Raw genomic sequence first — 15359 nt, forward strand, 5'->3', positions numbered from 1 at the left:
AGATCAACCGCAAGAGCGTGATCGTCCTGGCCGAGAACGGCACGAAACAGTACAAGGTCTCACCGGAATTGCTAAGGCCCCTTCGGGACGTAAAGTAAGTCCAGTACGTCGTGGAATGAACGCTTACGACGCAGTCTCACTCCGGTGCATCCATCATATAGCCCATGCCACGCACGGTATGGATCAGTTTGTGCTCGAAGTCGTCGTCGACTTTTGCGCGCAGACGGCGTACCGCGACCTCGATAACGTTGGTGTCGCTGTCGAAGTTCATATCCCATACCTGAGATGCAATCAGAGACTTCGGAAGCACCTCGCCGCGTCGGCGCATCAACAATTCCAGCAGTGAAAATTCCTTCGCCGTCAGATCAATTCGCTTCCCAGCACGAACGGCGCGGCGCTTTAGCAGGTCCACTTCGAGATCTGAAATTTTCACGGTGGTTTGGGTGGGGGAGCCGCTGCCCCTGCGAAGCAATGTCCGGACCCTTGCCAGAAGTTCGGAGAACGCGAACGGCTTAATCAGGTAGTCGTCCGCGCCCAGCTCCAGGCCTTTGACGCGGTCTTCCACGCCATCACGTGCGGTCAAGAACAGTACGGGTATTTCGTGCCCTGCTGATCTGACCATGCGTAGCACCTCCCATCCATCTAACCCTGGCATCATCACGTCAAGGATTAAAAGGTCATAAACCTCACTCAGCGCATATTGGAGCGCATCCGTGCCAGTCGTGACCCGGTCGACGGTAAATCCAGCTTCGGTAAGTCCTTGTTGCAGGTAAGAACCAGTTTTGGGTTCGTCTTCAGCGACCAGTAATTTCATGCAGGCAGATTCCGAAAGTTTGTTTCGACTCAGTGTGCAGGTTAACGAGGCCGCCATCTAGAAGCTTACAAAAATGTAACGTATAAATCAGCTCGCTGACAGGCTGAGGTGATAGTGTTTCACATAAGTCGGAATCTATGTTCGAGCAAAATATGAGCAGTGACTCTAAGAATGCTAGCAGCTGGTTTTTCCAGGCCTTCCACATTGCTCCCTTGGCCTAATGGCGCCTCAACGGCGCCTTTTTTTTTGATGATCTGATCAGGCGGGCGAGCCTTACAGATAGTAATTTAAGTGTGCGCACCTCTGAACTTGAAGTGAATTAATTCATTCCTCTGCACGGAGTTTCTTTCAATGCTTAGATTGGGCGCGACATCCATCAGTCGGCTATCAAGCAAGGAGGGTCGGCAAGGTGAGGATCCGTTAATCTCCTTAGTTGGCATGCTATATCTATCGGGACGAGCGGCTCATGCTGACGCAACGTACTAAAAATACCAGCACTGGAGGTCACTGCCGTGTATCACCGCCATCTTCATCGGAATAATGAAATATCTTTTTGGAAGACTAGACCCGGCGTAGCGCTCTTAATGCTGGCAATAATCGGTTTTTTCTACTTGGCACGCGAGCATTACGGTCATCTCTTGCAGGGACTGCCATACATAATCTTGCTGCTTTGCCCGTTGCTCCATTTGTTTGGTCACAACCATGGTGGCCATTCCAATCCCACCCGTGTCTCCAAGGACAAAGATAGGAAGTAAATGGCATGCACAATTCTTCCAGCAACCACGACCGGCATCAGGCTAACCATTCGCACGATCAAAACGGTAAACAGTACGACCCGGTGTGTGGAATGGCGGTCAAGCCAGATAGTCCTCATCACGAGACCTTCGAAGGAAAGACTTATCGCTTTTGCAGCGCAAGGTGTCAGGAGAAATTCCAGGCTGCCCCTCAGCGGTTCGCAAGCGCACGGTCGCGTGAGGAGAATCAGAATGTAGCTCAAGCGCCGTCCGAACCGAGCACTGAATACATCTGTCCGATGCATCCGGAGATTCGCCAGGCGGGACCAGGAAGCTGCCCAATCTGCGGTATGGCATTGGAGCCTGTGATTCCGGAACTAGACGAAGAAGAGAACCCGGAGCTTAAGGACTTCTCTCGGCGCTTCTGGTGGACCCTGCCGTTGACGGTGATCGTCACCGTGCTGGCCATGGGTGGGCATTCCCTGAACCTGTTCCACGGCACCACGCAGAACTGGGTCGAGCTCGTACTGACCACTCCGGTAGTGCTTTGGGCTGGCTGGCCATTCTTCGAGCGCTGCGTACGCTCGTTCGTGCTGCGCAGTCCGAACATGTGGACGCTGATCGGCCTCGGCACCGCCGCCGCCTACCTGTACAGCGTCGTTGCCACTCTGGCGCCAGGCGTGTTTCCTGCCGACTTTGTACAAGACGGGCGCATCGGCGTGTACTTCGAGGCGGCGGCGGTGATCATCTCACTGACTCTGCTCGGCCAGCTCCTCGAGCTGAAGGCACGCTCGCAGACCTCGGCGGCGATCAAGTCACTACTCGGCCTGGCGCCGAAGACCGCGCGACGCATCAATCCCGACGGTACAGAGGACGACATTCCGCTCACCCATGTTCATGCGGGCGATAGGCTACGCGTACGCCCTGGAGAGAAGGTGCCAGTCGACGGTCTGGTGCTGGAAGGCGAAAGCGCGGTGGACGAGTCAATGCTGACAGGCGAGCCGGTGCCGATCATGAAGCACGTCGGTGACAGTCTCATCGGTGCCACCCTTAACGCCCACGGCAGTCTGGTGATGCAGGCGCAGAAGGTCGGCAGCTCGACCATGCTTGCGCAGATCGTGCAGATGGTTGCCCAGGCGCAGCGCTCCAAAGCACCGATGCAGCGACTGGCTGATGTTATTGCTGGTTACTTTGTGATGGTGGTGATCGCTATCGCCATACTAACCTTCCTTGTCTGGGGGCTTTGGGGTCCGGAGCCGAGCTGGGTCTTCGGTTTGATCAACGCGGTGGCGGTGCTGATCATTGCCTGCCCGTGCGCCCTGGGCCTGGCCACGCCAATGTCGGTAATGGTCGCGACCGGCAAGGCGGCCGGCAGCGGCGTACTGTTCCGCGATGCGGGCGCCATCGAAAATTTGCGCAAGATTGACACGCTGATCGTCGACAAGACGGGCACCCTGACTGAAGGTCGCCCGGCCTTTCACAGTGTAGAGGCGGCGCCTGGTTTCACTCCGGATGAGGTGCTGCGCCTGGCAGCGAGCCTCGATCAGGGCAGCGAACATCCCCTGGCCCACGCCATCGTCGACCATGCCCGCGCGCACGGCCTGGCACTGAGCACGGCCGAGACATTCGAATCAGCCTCCGGCATCGGCGTACGTGGCCAGGTTGATGACCACCACCTGCAACTGGGCAACACCGCGCTGATGAATGATGCCGGCGTGGATGCCAGCTCCCTCAGTGCGCGGGCCGAACAGTTGCGCGGCGAAGGCGTGAGCATCATGTTCCTGGCGGTGGACGGCGTCCTGGCTGGTCTGCTGGCAGTGGCTGATCCGATCAAACCGACGTCGAAACTGGCGGTAGAGCGCCTGCAGGCAGACGGCGTGCGGGTGATCATGGCCACCGGTGATGGCCTGACTACTGCTCGCGCAGTGGCCCGCGAGCTAGGCATCGAAGAGGTGCACGGCGAGGTCAAACCACAGGACAAGGAACGCTTGGCCGCCGCCCTGCAACAAGAAGGGCACCGCGTGGCCATGGCCGGCGACGGCATCAACGACGCCCCAGCCCTGGCGCGCGCCGATATCGGCATTGCCATGGGCACCGGCACCGACGTGGCGATGAACAGCGCTCAAGTCACGCTGGTCAAGGGCGACCTGCTGGGCATCTTGCGCGCAAGGAGCCTGTCAGTGGCCACCGTGCGCAATATGCACCAGAACCTGACCTTTGCTTTTCTCTATAACGCTCTGGGCATCCCGCTGGCCGCAGGCCTGCTCTACCCGCTGACCGGCCTGCTGCTGTCGCCGATTATCGCCGCGCTGGCGATGAGCCTGAGTTCGGCCTCAGTGGTGTTTAACGCGTTGAGGCTGCGCAAGGTATCGATCGATTGAAACGCTTGACCTTGCCGCTCTGGCAAGGTTGAACATCTGCTCAACCATTACGGTGACTTCCCAGGAGATTCTCATGAGCACCATTGAACTGAACGTCGAAGGCATGAGCTGCGGCTCGTGCGTCAAGCATGTCACCGAGGCGCTCAACACTGTCGAGGGCGTCACCAAGGTGGATGTCGATTTGCAAGCCGCCAGGGTGCGGGTTAGCGGCCAGAGCGACAGCCAAGTGCTGATTGCTTCCCTGACTGATGCGGGATATCCCGCGCAGCTGGCCAGTCCGGCAGCCGGGACGAACAACATGAAAAAGACGGGTTGCGGTGGCAGCGGTGGCTGCGGCTGCAACTGAAAACGAGAGGCAAACAAGGTTCTTATATGTCTAGAAAACTGCGTATATCAGCCCTTGCGGCGCTGCTGGTAAGTGGGGCGATCCATGCCGCTGAACCCTTGATCATCGATGTACACCGAGACGCCAACTGTGGTTGCTGCAAGGACTGGATCTCCTATCTGGAGGACAACGGCTTTGCGGTCCGCGACCATGTTGAACGCAACATGCGTTCGGTGAAGCAAGACCTAGGAGTGGAGCCGCGTCTGGCGTCCTGTCACACCGGTGTGATCAACGGCAAGTTCGTTGAAGGCCACGTGCCGGTGGCGCAGATACTCGAATTGCGCAAGCGTTCCGACCTGCTAGGTATTGCCGTGCCCGGCATGCCGGCTGGATCGCCCGGTATGGAGCACGGTGATGCCAAACATGCCTACGAGGTAATCGGGCTTACCCGTTCAGGGCAGGATGAGGTCCTCGCCAAGTACCCGTAAATTCAGGCTCCGTGCCGCTGACCGGCTTTCCCAGGCGGGTGGCAGCAAAGAGAACGCGGGGGTGATCACTGGATGATCGCAGCGATCACCCCGTCCGGCTCGCTTGCTCAGGACAGTTTCCTGACTTGCGAGGCGGAATTATGTCCGGAGCCTTTCGTTAACTCTTGTTCCGCGAGATACCCATGTTCCGCCTTTTGCTGTGCCTGCTTTTACTGATCCCACTGCCGGTCAGTGCTGGGATTTTTGATCTGCCTCGCTCACAGCCGGCCCTGTTCAACGCCCCCCTGAATAACAGCCAGGACTTCCTGCCGGTGGATCTGGCCTTTGGCCTTGATCTGATAGAAGCCGACACCGACAGTATTCGCCTGCGGTTCATAAATGCCGATGGCTATTACCTCTACAAACATCGTTTCGCCTTCAACAGCGACCATCCGCAAGTAACAATCGGCACCCCGCAATGGCCTGCAGCCGAACCGAAAACCGATGAGTATTTCGGCGATGTCGAGGTGTTCTACGGCATTACGGACTTAGAACTACCGATTGATAACCCTCAGAACAGGCCGTTCACCCTGCAGGTGAGCTACCAGGGCTGCGCCGATCTGGGACTGTGCTACCCACCTGAAATGCGCACTTTTCAGATCGGTAACTCGCCCCCGGTATCGCCTGCGCAACCGGAAACGACCTTGGACTGGGGAAGTCTGGCACTGTTCTTTCTGGCCGGTTTGGGGCTGACTTTCACTCCCTGCGTGCTGCCGATGCTGCCCATCCTTTCCGGCGTAGTGCTGCGTGGACAACTCGGTGGGCTACGAGGTTTTCGCCTGTCGCTTGCCTACGTACTTCCCATGGCTGCCTGCTTCGCACTGCTCGGAGCGCTGATGGGCATGTTCGGAGCTGGCCTCAACCTGCAGGCGCGCCTGCAGTCACCGTGGCTACTGGTGCCCTTTGCGCTGTTCTTTTCGGTATTTGCCCTGGCCATGTTCGGGGTGTTCGAGTTGCGTATGCCGCGCTTTATTACCGAACGAATGGATCGCCTGGCCAGCCGAACCCGCGGGGGTTCAATGATAGGGGCCGCAACGCTAGGCGTGCTGTCAAGCCTGCTTGTATCACCCTGCGTGACAGCACCACTGGTCGGTGCGCTGCTGTACATCAGCGCCACCGGCGATGCCCTGGGCGGCGGGCTGAAGCTGTTTTCGCTGGGTCTGGGCATGGGGGCGCCGTTGGTGTTGTTCGCCACTGGTGGCGCCGCCTTGTTGCCCAAGTCCGGGACCTGGATGGTCGGCGTACGCAAGGTTTTCGGTCTGATGTTGCTGGGTGTCTCTGTATGGCTGCTGGAGCGTGTGTTACCAGCTCCCGTGACGCTGGCCTTGTGGGGCCTGTTGGCGGTTGGCACTGCGTTGTGGCTGGGCGCCCTGGAATTTATTCCTAAGCCCGGCAAGCAGAAGCTTGCCCAGTTGCTTGGTGTGGCCTTGCTGGTTTACGGCATCAGCAGTTGGGTGGGCGCTTTGCAAGGTCAAACCGACCCGCTGCGCCCACTGGGTCGCCTGGACGCCCAAGGCTTGCCTCAAATCGGCGCAACCGTCGGCTGGCAGACCCTGGACACCCCAGCAGCCCTGGATGCGGCACTGTTGTCAGCGAAAACTGCCGGCCAACCTTTGCTGCTGGACTGGTACGCCGACTGGTGCATCAGTTGCAAAGTAATCGAACGAGAAGTACTCGAAGTGTCCTCTGTGCGCGAACAGCTGGCTGATTACCGGCTGGTGCGCTTCGATATGACGCGTAGCGATGCCGAGCAACGCGCGCTGCTTGATCGCTACCAGCTGTTTGGCCCGCCGGCACTGCAATTGTTTGCCCCCAGTGGTGATGAGTGGCAGGACCTTCGCACGGTTGGTGAAACCGACGCCGAAAGTTTTCTGGAACGACTGCGTCAAGCCGACGACCGAATGTAAAGCATGCAACCTGGTCGCTCCCGGAAGTCGACGTCAGCTGGCAGATCGCAGCCCGCCGCAGCATGTACTTGCGGCGGCTGAAAGCTAAGACGTGGGCAGATGACTTGATCGTTTTTACCGATGCTCCACTTTCAAAATCCGTGACGGCTGAAGTCAGCCATTTGTTGAACAGCCACACCGGAACTTAACAGTCAGAAAAACTAGAACCTGACAGAACTGTAATGTTTCGCTAAGGCCTGTGACAGGATGCCGCGGTTAAGTTGGCGTCGTGCCTGAAGAACAAAGCACTCCGTTCAAACGGAAACCGAATTAACGGGTATTTCGAGGGGGATCGAACAATGCCCCTGTTTTCATGCGTTGCCGAGTACTCCGACTTGGCAGGGGCGAATGTGTCAGTTGGCATATGGGGCACCTGAGTGGCGGTTTGAGAATCTGTCGCCTCCAAGCAGCATAAGCCGAGGCGCCTGTTGCAAATTGCGACGCCAAATAAGCTGAGCTTACCAACTGCTGAAGAGGCGCTGCTCGCTGGAACGAGTTCACACAACAGTGGGAAAGGTTGAAGGTGGAATCTCGATAGTGGGGCAGTCAACGAACCCGAAACCGGATTGCTCACCACCGGCTCATCTGATTAATGGACATAACGGGATGCAAAGCAAAACCACAAGGCGCACTTTCATCAAGGGGCTAGCCGCCACCAGTATTCTCGGCGGCTTAGGCATGTGGCGTATGCCGGTCTGGGCCGTGACCAGTCCCGGTCAGGCCAACGTGCTGGCCGGTACCGATTTTGATCTGTTCATCGGTGAAACCCCGGTAAATATTACTGGCGCGGCTCGTACCGCGATGACCATCAATGGCTCACTTCCGGGGCCGACCCTGCGGTGGCGGGAAGGCGATACCGTGACTCTGCGCGTTCGTAATCGTCTGCAGGAAGATACCTCGATTCACTGGCACGGCATCATCCTGCCGGCGAACATGGATGGCGTACCTGGCCTGAGTTTCCACGGCATCGCCCCCGATGGCATGTATGAGTACAAATTCAAGGTTAACCAGAACGGCACCTATTGGTACCACAGTCACTCGGGACTGCAGGAGCAGGCTGGCGTCTATGGTGCTCTGGTGATCGATGCCAAAGAGCCGGAGCCGTTCAGCTACGACCGTGACTACGTCGTGCTACTAAGTGACTGGACTGACGAAGATCCGGAACGGGTTCTGGCCAAGCTCAAAAAGCAATCGGATTACTACAACTTCCACAAACGCACAGTCGGCGACTTCGTCGATGACGTCAGCGAGATGGGGTGGTCCGCAGCGATCGCTGATCGGAAGATGTGGGCCCAGATGAAAATGAGCCCGACTGATCTTGCCGATGTCAGTGGCTATACCTACACCTACTTGATGAATGGCCAGGCGCCGGATAACAACTGGACTGGTATTTTCAAGCCGGGTGAGAAAATCCGCCTGCGCTTCATCAATGCATCGGCCATGACCTATTTCGATGTCCGTATCCCGGGTCTAAAGATGACGGTGGTGGCGGCCGATGGGCAGTACGTCAAACCTGTTAGCGTCGATGAGTTCCGTATTACTGCGGCCGAAACCTTCGATGTAATAGTCGAACCCGATAGCGAGCAGGCCTACACCATCTTCGCGCAGTCCATGGACCGCACCGGCTATTCACGCGGCACCCTGGCCGTTCGCGAAGGGCTGAGCGCGCCTGTTCCTGAAGTTGATCCTCGCCCGTTGATCTCCATGAGCGATATGGGAATGGATCACGGCAGCATGGAGGGAATGGATCATGGCTCCATGCAGGGCGGCATGGCAGGCAAGGATCATAGCAAGATGGCAGGTATGGACCACGACAGTATGGCTGGCATGGATCATTCAACGATGGCAGGCACGGGTGGAGCGATGCAGTCCCATCCGGCCTCCGAAACCAATAACCCTCTGGTCGACATGCAGACCATGACGCCAACTCCCAAGCTAAATGACCCGGGAATCGGGCTTCGCAACAACGGTCGCCGTGTCCTGACTTACTCAGATCTGCACAGCACCTTCCTCGATCCGGATGGGCGCGAGCCGAGTCGTACTATCGAGCTGCATCTCACAGGTCACATGGAAAAGTTTTCTTGGTCATTCGATGGCATTGAGTTCTCTGACGCGGAACCGTTGCGATTGAAGTATGGCGAGCGTGTTCGTATCACCTTAGTCAACGACACTATGATGACCCACCCCATCCACCTTCATGGCATGTGGAGCGATCTGGAGGATGACAACGGCAACTTCCTAGTTCGCAAACACACCATTGATGTACCTCCTGGCTCGAAGCGCAGCTATCGCGTAACCGCAGATGCGCTAGGGCGCTGGGCCTATCACTGCCACCTGCTGCTCCACATGGAAATGGGCATGTTCCGTGAAGTTCGCGTGGATGAGTGAAGGAGATATCTAATGGGCAATTCCCCGATACGAAACCCCCTTTTCTGCAGTGCCGCAATGTTGAGCCTTTTGGCTGCCCTGTATATCCCAGTGTCGCTGGCCGAAGAAAATCACAGCGATCATGGACGGCACGCCGTTGACTCTTCCAAAGCTGCCAGTGAGAAGCAGCCTCCTCAGGTGCGAGGCCAAGGCCCAGCCAATCAGCAAATGGATCACGGCTCGATGAACCATGAAGGCATGGACCACCAAAAAATGACCGGTGAGCATGGCAGCGACCATGCCGAGGCAGATTCGAACCATGACCATTAAGCTATCACGTCCATCGCTCATTGCCCTGGCGGTGTCAATGAGCGCACTGAGCGGCGGCTTTACCTTTGCCGCAGAAGGAATGGATATCTCGACTATGGGCCGCGGCTCCATGCCGCTGGACCATAGCAAGATGGGCCACGGCGCCATGCAAGAGCAAATGGAAGGGATGGATCACAGCAACATGGATCACTCCCAAATGAACCATGGCTCCCCGAGAACCACCAGTCGTACACCGATCCCCGTCCTCACGGATGCCGATCGCCAAGCGGCCTTCGCGCCTCTGCCTGGACATACAGTGCACGATAGCGGCATCAACAGCTTCTTCCTGCTCGATCAGCTTGAATATCAGGACGCTGATGAGGGCAGCACCCTGGCCTGGGATGCCTCAGGCTGGGTGGGAGGCGATATCAATCGGGTCTGGTTTCGTTCCGAGGGAGAGCGTACCAACGGCGTAACCGAGGATGCCGAGCTGCAGCTGTTGTATGGGCATTCGGTCGGCCCGTGGTGGGACGTCGTTGCTGGCGTTCGCCAAGACTTCAAGCCCGAGTCTCCACAGACCTGGGCTGCCATCGGTATGCAAGGTCTGGCGCTTTACGATTTTGAAGCCGAGGCCACTGCGTTCGTTGGCGAAGGGGGCCAGGCTGCAGTTCGCTTAGAAGGCGATTATGACATCCTGCTGACCAATCGACTGATCCTCCAACCAACTGCGGAAGCCAATTTCTACGGCAAGAATGATTTTGAAAGAGTAGTGGGCTCGGGCCTGGCAAATACTGAACTGGGTTTGCGCCTGCGCTACGAAATCGTTCGCGAATTTGCGCCCTACATCGGGATTTCCTGGAGTCGCTCATACGGTAATACCGCAGACATGCTGCGCGACGAAGGAGAAGATGTTGAAGAGGTGCGCTTTGTCGCCGGCATTCGAATGTGGCTTTAGAGGTTAATATGAAAAAAACAATTACAACCCTCTTGGTAGCAGGCGCTGCTGGTACTGCTGCAATACTAGCTGGAGCCTATTCCGGAGTGATTAACGTAGGAGCTGACGATCCTCATCACCCTGCCGTGTATGCGTTCCTTTCAATGGCGCGTGATCGCTCTATTGAAGCGCGTTCCAAGGACATTGTGGTTCCCGATCTAGATGACGAGAATCTCATTCGTGGTGGCGCCGGGAACTACAACGCCATGTGCGTTGGGTGCCATCTGGCGCCCGGTGTCGAACTAACAGAGCTGAGTCAGGCGCTGTATCCAGCCCCTCCGAACCTGGCCAAGATTGGCATTGACGCAAGCCCCGCATCCGCCTTCTGGGTCATCAAGCATGGAATCAAGGCAACAGGCATGCCGGCCTGGGGCAAGAGCATGGGCGACGAATATATCTGGGGCATGGTTGCCTTCCTCAGCCAGTTGCCCAAGATCGACGCTACGCAATACCAGGCGCTCGTCGCAGCCAGTGGCGGTCACCAGCACGGTGGCGGTGAGAGTCAGACGCGAAATCACGATGGCCTAGATGGTAGCAATTCTGACCATCATGGCAATGTTGCCGCTGGAGGAGAGCCTGGACGTCGCGGTATAGCGGCAGCAGACCACCACGGCGGCTCAGCGTCAGAGTCCGATCACCATTCTGCGAGCAGTAACGGCGATGATCACCATGATGGAAGTAACTCCAGCTCGAAAGGCAGCAGCGCTACCGACGACCATGCCGAGCCATCCTCCAATACCCACACTCATACGGATGGCAAAGTGCACGTACATGGCAGCTAAAAGCAATGGGCACGTTAGGAAATGGCGCAGTAGTTGAGCTTTCCCGCGACAAGCGTCTTGCTACACCGACGTCATAAATGGTTATTTCGTGTGCTGGCCGCTCAGGTCAGCGCGCTTAATAAGCGTATGACCTCGTCGGAATCGCAGCATCACTTTTGCAAGAAGAATGGACCGGAGCGAGAAAGTCGCGCGATACCTTGCGTCAGTTAGCCCTGTCTAAATCATCAATCAGAAACATCATTTCAGAAATCTCTCGGCGCTGAGCCTCAATTATTTGATCCGCCAGCTTGCGAACGCGCGGGTCTGAGATCTGAGCGCGCTCACTCGTCATGATGGCTATAGAATGGTGAGGAATCATGGCCTTCATATAGTCGGTATCGTCGACAGTTGCCTGACTACGAACAAGCCACAAGGCAATAGCAAAGGAAGCTGCTCCGCCTGCGAGTATCGCTACGTTCAGCGCCTTTTTCTTGTACATATTGAGCATGAAGGCGAGCATGATAATCGCCATGACGGATCCCATCACTATCGCCATCCAAGCACGGGTCTCACTCCATAAAACATGCTCGAACGTGTAAGTATTCAAATACATAACGCCGTACATGATGGCGGTTGATGTGGCCACCATCGCAGCGAAACGCCAATAAGACATTTTCATATCAACTCCTCTTGGTGATGTGCTGCCACAGTATTGCATTGACTAAAGTCTGCGTATTTTTCGATCATGCCGGGCAGTTGCGTTACTAATACTGTGAGAGCTCAGATTTGATAATCAGCCCTCGGTGTTACCTAAGAACGGACAAGCCGGGAGGCTGTGAGGTTTCGATTTTTTTAAAAAGCTTACAAAAATGTAATCTGCACCAAGTTTACTCGCTCTCGGGTTTGCGCAGCGCTGCTCCAAGTCGAAGTGACCATGCGCCAGTCTGGCTGCGTGACGCGCTTCCGTGATTTGGTGAGGAACACGGCGCGCCTGGTGACGCTGTACGACCTGTCGAACTGTGGATGTCTCCTCGATATTCGCTGTCGAATGTAGAAGAGGTAAGCCTTTAAGGGGTAAGGGGCGACATCGAGATCCTTGCGGTAACCAGTAATTGCGATTTGTGGAAGATCAGGTCGTTCAGACCTGTTTCCAGTTTCCAAAGCGCAGGAGCTGAACGTTTGTTGGCTGTCACTGAGGTTACGCCAATGTAATTTTAGGGACAGCATCCCGTAAGTATTCACCCGCCACACTCAAATCAGGCCCCAACACTGAGGAAAGCACAATGAAAAGCATGCAAAAGCTCGTTATCGCCCTTGTTCTAACCGCTACATCTCCTTTTCTCATCGCTGCAAATAAAGGCGATCAACCCATGAGACACGACCATACTGTTGGCGATGGTCATGAAGTGATGGTCAATCTGCTAAAAACCGGGCAAGTGCTAAGCGTGACCCCAATGGGTAATTCACCAGTGTCCGGAAGTGATGTAAGAACGTATGAGATTAAAATTAAAACCCCTGACGGAGTCGTCCATTCGGTCGAATTTCTCGGTGCCCCAGTAGGCGTTAAAAACGGCTGATACCACTTTAACGGACACCTCCGCGATATTAATACGATTATGGTTGTTGCAGGTATCAGCACTTACCCTGCAACAATCATCGATGCTTAGGCTTCCCTTTGCTAAGGGAACCCTAGACGTGCAGTTTATACTTGGGATGTTTGAGACAGAAAGCGAGCAATAGTTTTTTAAACGCAAATCGGGGAAGAGGGATAAATGATGAACCAAATTAGTAAAGCACTGGTGACGATTTCGCTAATTTCGGCAGCTTTCGCAGCCGTCGCCGGCACGGAACAAGAAAGTGCTATGCGGCACGATCACACTGTTGGGGATGGTCACCAAGTAATGCTGGATCTGCTGAAGCGCGGCGAGGTGGTGAGTGTGGCCCCTATGAATAAAGAGCGTTCGGATAATAAAGCTATAAATAACACACTTAAGGGAAATGTTAGGCCATATGAAATAAAAATTCGTACTCCAGACGGGCGACTTCACGCGGTAGAGTTCCGCGGAATGCCAGCCAAAATAAACAACCGCTCACATGGTAATAAATGACAAGAAAGTTATTTCTGAGTAGCTGCCACAGGGGTAAGCCGGATCATAACGTCTCCTTACACGGGAGGAGGATCCTGACAGCGTGTCATGCAACAATGGGCTGAGTCGGCCTTCTCGGCTCAGCTCAAAGCAACATGAGCGAGTGATTTAATTTTTCCACAGCACATACAATTTTTACATTCAGTTGGCGTCTACTTCACCAGTTGAGCGAATGTCTGTGGGGGACCCAGTGGTGCTGCTACGAAATCACTACAGTCGCTGTGGAAAACCACCAGTCCGCTCTGATATGCCGCCGATCGCGATCGCGTTCTCTGCCGCGAATATGAGGCCCTGACCAAAAGTGTGACGATACGCAGCGTTTTGAAGCTCCATTGCCATTCTGAATGCCGCCCCTTATGGCCGCGCCGCTATCGCCTCCTACATAGGCTATTACCAAGTTGAGTCTGTCATTGTCGAGCAGTATGTGGTCTTCCTCGTGATGTCTTCCAAAAGGCACCGATAATTGCCGCGGGTAGCTTGCAAACGCGGACGTCACGCAAAGCGATGCATGTGATCGACGAGACCCATCTTTTGGTCTGAGATCGCAGCGGTCAGTATCCCAGCTTTGAGCCGGGAAAGTCTGATGCGGCGCATATCGAGAATACGCCCCTGGTCGATGCCGATGCTGTTCTCTGCTCCGGCAGTGCCAGTTCTATGCCCCTTCATCAAGAGCCGAGGGGCGCCTGTCACCCGTCGGCCCGTCCTAGCCAGAAGCGCTGCGTGGATGGGCCTCTCAAATTTAAAACTTGAGCGCCTGCGACCCCCAGCTCAACGGCTGAATGATTTTCATATGGTGTGGCCGCTAGGTAACTGAGCCAATTAATCGGGATGGCTATGCTTGCTCGAATGCTACCGGCCCCACTTAATCCTTGGGTAATTTGATTCATAACACCAGTGTAATTACCGTGTCATATGAGTAACAGCTTGCCGCTCTTATAATTTCATCACACACGTTAAGTTAGGAGCTGGTTATGAAAGCTTTCAAGATTACGGCAGCAGTGTTTTTTATGAGCGTGAGCTCATTATCCTTGGCAGAGGGTAGCTCAGATCGCGAGTATGGCGAAATGATACGCGCGAACGAAAATACTATGCGGGAGTACGCTACTTCTGTCGGAAAGAAGCCTCCCGAAGTTGTCCATTATCGTTATGGGATGAAGTTGGACATCGCCAAGGTAATTCGTACCACGCGAACCGATATGACCTGCAACGATGTGATGCCGGCCCAAATTACCTATGAGGACTCTAAGGGTGATTTGGCGATTGTTGAGTATCGGGTCGCCGGAACGAACTGTCGGAGATAAGACACCACCTATCGACCCATCGAAGCCTGCATAAACGTAAGAGTCCGAGGCGGTAGTCGCAGCCCGAGACATGCTCCTGGTGCGGCGGTGGTCATAAGCATTTCAGCAATACAATCGTTACTAGCCTTGCCGTTTTTATGGCGAATCGGTGCGGGTACTGGCATGGGGCCGTCTGGGGAAACTGCCCAGCTGAGCGATGTGCTTAGTAGTACATACATAGCCGCGAGGGGTGCCTACGACTCGCGGCTTTTATTTTCCATATGGAGCGTGTAGCTGAGAAATGTTCGGACAAGTACTATCAAACCAAGTACTGCAACGTTTCGTAGCGAGGGCTCAATTACAACCGTTCGTATGACATCGGCAGCAACGAGGAATTCTAGTCCTAGCACAATCGCGCCGCCAATATCTTGCCGTAATGACCGGGAGCGATCCGTCAATGCGGCCCCTTTGTAATTGAAAAAAAAGCGATAGAGCGCTATGAAACTTCCGAAAGTTATAGCGAGCACCCCTGCAATCTCGAACCCGATCACCGCGATCTCAATCGCTGCATGAGGTGCCTCAAGGTTCATAGAAACACCCGTCAATGGTGGTCATAGATGCCTATTCCCCGAATATCGTTCCATGAGGTGGTCTGGTGGCAGAGATAGCACTGCTCAGGTTCCGCATTCCTGACACCCGCTATCGGCTTGGACATCATTCCGAAGTGCTCCTTGTAGTGGCTGAGCGGCGCGAGGTGGCACTGGCCGCACTCGG

The 15359-nt window shown here is 55.5% G+C and carries 15 protein-coding genes; 12 read left to right on the plus strand and 3 right to left on the minus strand.

All coding sequences use genetic code 11. The annotated features are described in order from the left end of the window. Positions 1-136: 136 nt before the first annotated feature. The gene (locus IEG05_RS22230) at positions 137-814 is read right to left on the minus strand and encodes a heavy metal response regulator transcription factor (RefSeq protein ID WP_003292145.1); all 678 of its coding nucleotides are present in this window, start codon (positions 812-814) and stop codon (positions 137-139) included. Between the two features lie 584 nt (positions 815-1398). On the opposite strand from IEG05_RS22230, the gene IEG05_RS22235 reads away from it, so the two are divergent. From IEG05_RS22235 to IEG05_RS22275, 9 genes are all read left to right on the plus strand, one after another. After that, positions 1399-1569 carry a DUF2933 domain-containing protein gene (locus IEG05_RS22235; protein WP_080505060.1) on the plus strand — a complete coding sequence of 57 codons (171 nt, stop codon included), beginning with the start codon at positions 1399-1401 and terminating at the stop codon, positions 1567-1569. A 92-nt stretch (positions 1570-1661) separates the two neighbouring features. Continuing rightward, positions 1662-3929 (plus strand): heavy metal translocating P-type ATPase, encoded by a 2268-nt coding sequence (locus IEG05_RS22240; protein ID WP_419581654.1) that lies wholly within the window; start codon positions 1662-1664, stop codon positions 3927-3929. A 73-nt stretch (positions 3930-4002) separates the two neighbouring features. Continuing rightward, positions 4003-4275, plus strand: a complete 273-nt coding sequence (locus IEG05_RS22245) for a heavy-metal-associated domain-containing protein (protein WP_003292143.1) — start codon at positions 4003-4005, stop codon at positions 4273-4275. A gap of 26 nt (positions 4276-4301) precedes the next feature. Then, the gene (locus IEG05_RS22250) at positions 4302-4742 is read left to right on the plus strand and encodes a DUF411 domain-containing protein (RefSeq protein ID WP_014597615.1); all 441 of its coding nucleotides are present in this window, start codon (positions 4302-4304) and stop codon (positions 4740-4742) included. Positions 4743-4924: 182 nt separating this feature from the next. Continuing rightward, entirely contained in the window at positions 4925-6688 is a 1764-nt protein-coding gene (locus IEG05_RS22255) for a protein-disulfide reductase DsbD (protein ID WP_003292141.1), read from the plus strand. Positions 6689-7333: 645 nt separating this feature from the next. Then, complete coding sequence (locus IEG05_RS22260; protein WP_046622271.1) at positions 7334-9115, plus strand: copper resistance system multicopper oxidase; 1782 nt, start codon at positions 7334-7336, stop codon at positions 9113-9115. A 12-nt stretch (positions 9116-9127) separates the two neighbouring features. Next, positions 9128-9424, plus strand: a complete 297-nt coding sequence (locus tag IEG05_RS22265; protein ID WP_080902054.1) for a hypothetical protein — start codon at positions 9128-9130, stop codon at positions 9422-9424. After that, on the plus strand, positions 9414-10358 hold the full coding sequence (locus IEG05_RS22270) for a copper resistance protein B (protein WP_037004932.1): 945 nt from the start codon (positions 9414-9416) through the stop codon (positions 10356-10358). The genes IEG05_RS22265 and IEG05_RS22270 overlap by 11 nt, the downstream gene beginning before the upstream one ends. Before the next feature lie 8 nt (positions 10359-10366). Beyond that, positions 10367-11179, plus strand: coding sequence for a c-type cytochrome (locus IEG05_RS22275; protein ID WP_020307708.1), 813 nt, complete (start codon positions 10367-10369; stop codon positions 11177-11179). 202 nt (positions 11180-11381) lie between these two features. Here IEG05_RS22275 and IEG05_RS22280 read toward each other — a convergent pair whose 3' ends face one another. Next, positions 11382-11837 (minus strand): DUF305 domain-containing protein, encoded by a 456-nt coding sequence (locus tag IEG05_RS22280; protein ID WP_046622263.1) that lies wholly within the window; start codon positions 11835-11837, stop codon positions 11382-11384. A gap of 604 nt (positions 11838-12441) precedes the next feature. Here IEG05_RS22280 and IEG05_RS22285 point away from each other — a divergent pair. The 3 genes from IEG05_RS22285 to IEG05_RS22295 all read left to right on the plus strand — a co-directional run bounded on the left by IEG05_RS22285 (position 12442) and on the right by IEG05_RS22295 (position 14606). Further along, positions 12442-12735 carry a hypothetical protein gene (locus tag IEG05_RS22285; protein WP_011914423.1) on the plus strand — a complete coding sequence of 98 codons (294 nt, stop codon included), beginning with the start codon at positions 12442-12444 and terminating at the stop codon, positions 12733-12735. 195 nt (positions 12736-12930) lie between these two features. Next, positions 12931-13266 (plus strand): hypothetical protein, encoded by a 336-nt coding sequence (locus tag IEG05_RS22290; protein WP_011914422.1) that lies wholly within the window; start codon positions 12931-12933, stop codon positions 13264-13266. Between the two features lie 1010 nt (positions 13267-14276). Beyond that, positions 14277-14606, plus strand: a complete 330-nt coding sequence (locus tag IEG05_RS22295; RefSeq protein ID WP_003292133.1) for a DUF2790 domain-containing protein — start codon at positions 14277-14279, stop codon at positions 14604-14606. Between the two features lie 233 nt (positions 14607-14839). Here the strand turns inward: IEG05_RS22295 and IEG05_RS22300 are convergent, their stop codons facing one another. Continuing rightward, entirely contained in the window at positions 14840-15175 is a 336-nt protein-coding gene (locus IEG05_RS22300; RefSeq protein WP_003298493.1) for a DUF1622 domain-containing protein, read from the minus strand. Between the last annotated feature and the right edge of the window lie 184 nt (positions 15176-15359).

The organism is Stutzerimonas kunmingensis, from assembly GCF_014764705.1.
Taxonomy (GTDB): Bacteria; Pseudomonadota; Gammaproteobacteria; order Pseudomonadales; family Pseudomonadaceae; genus Stutzerimonas.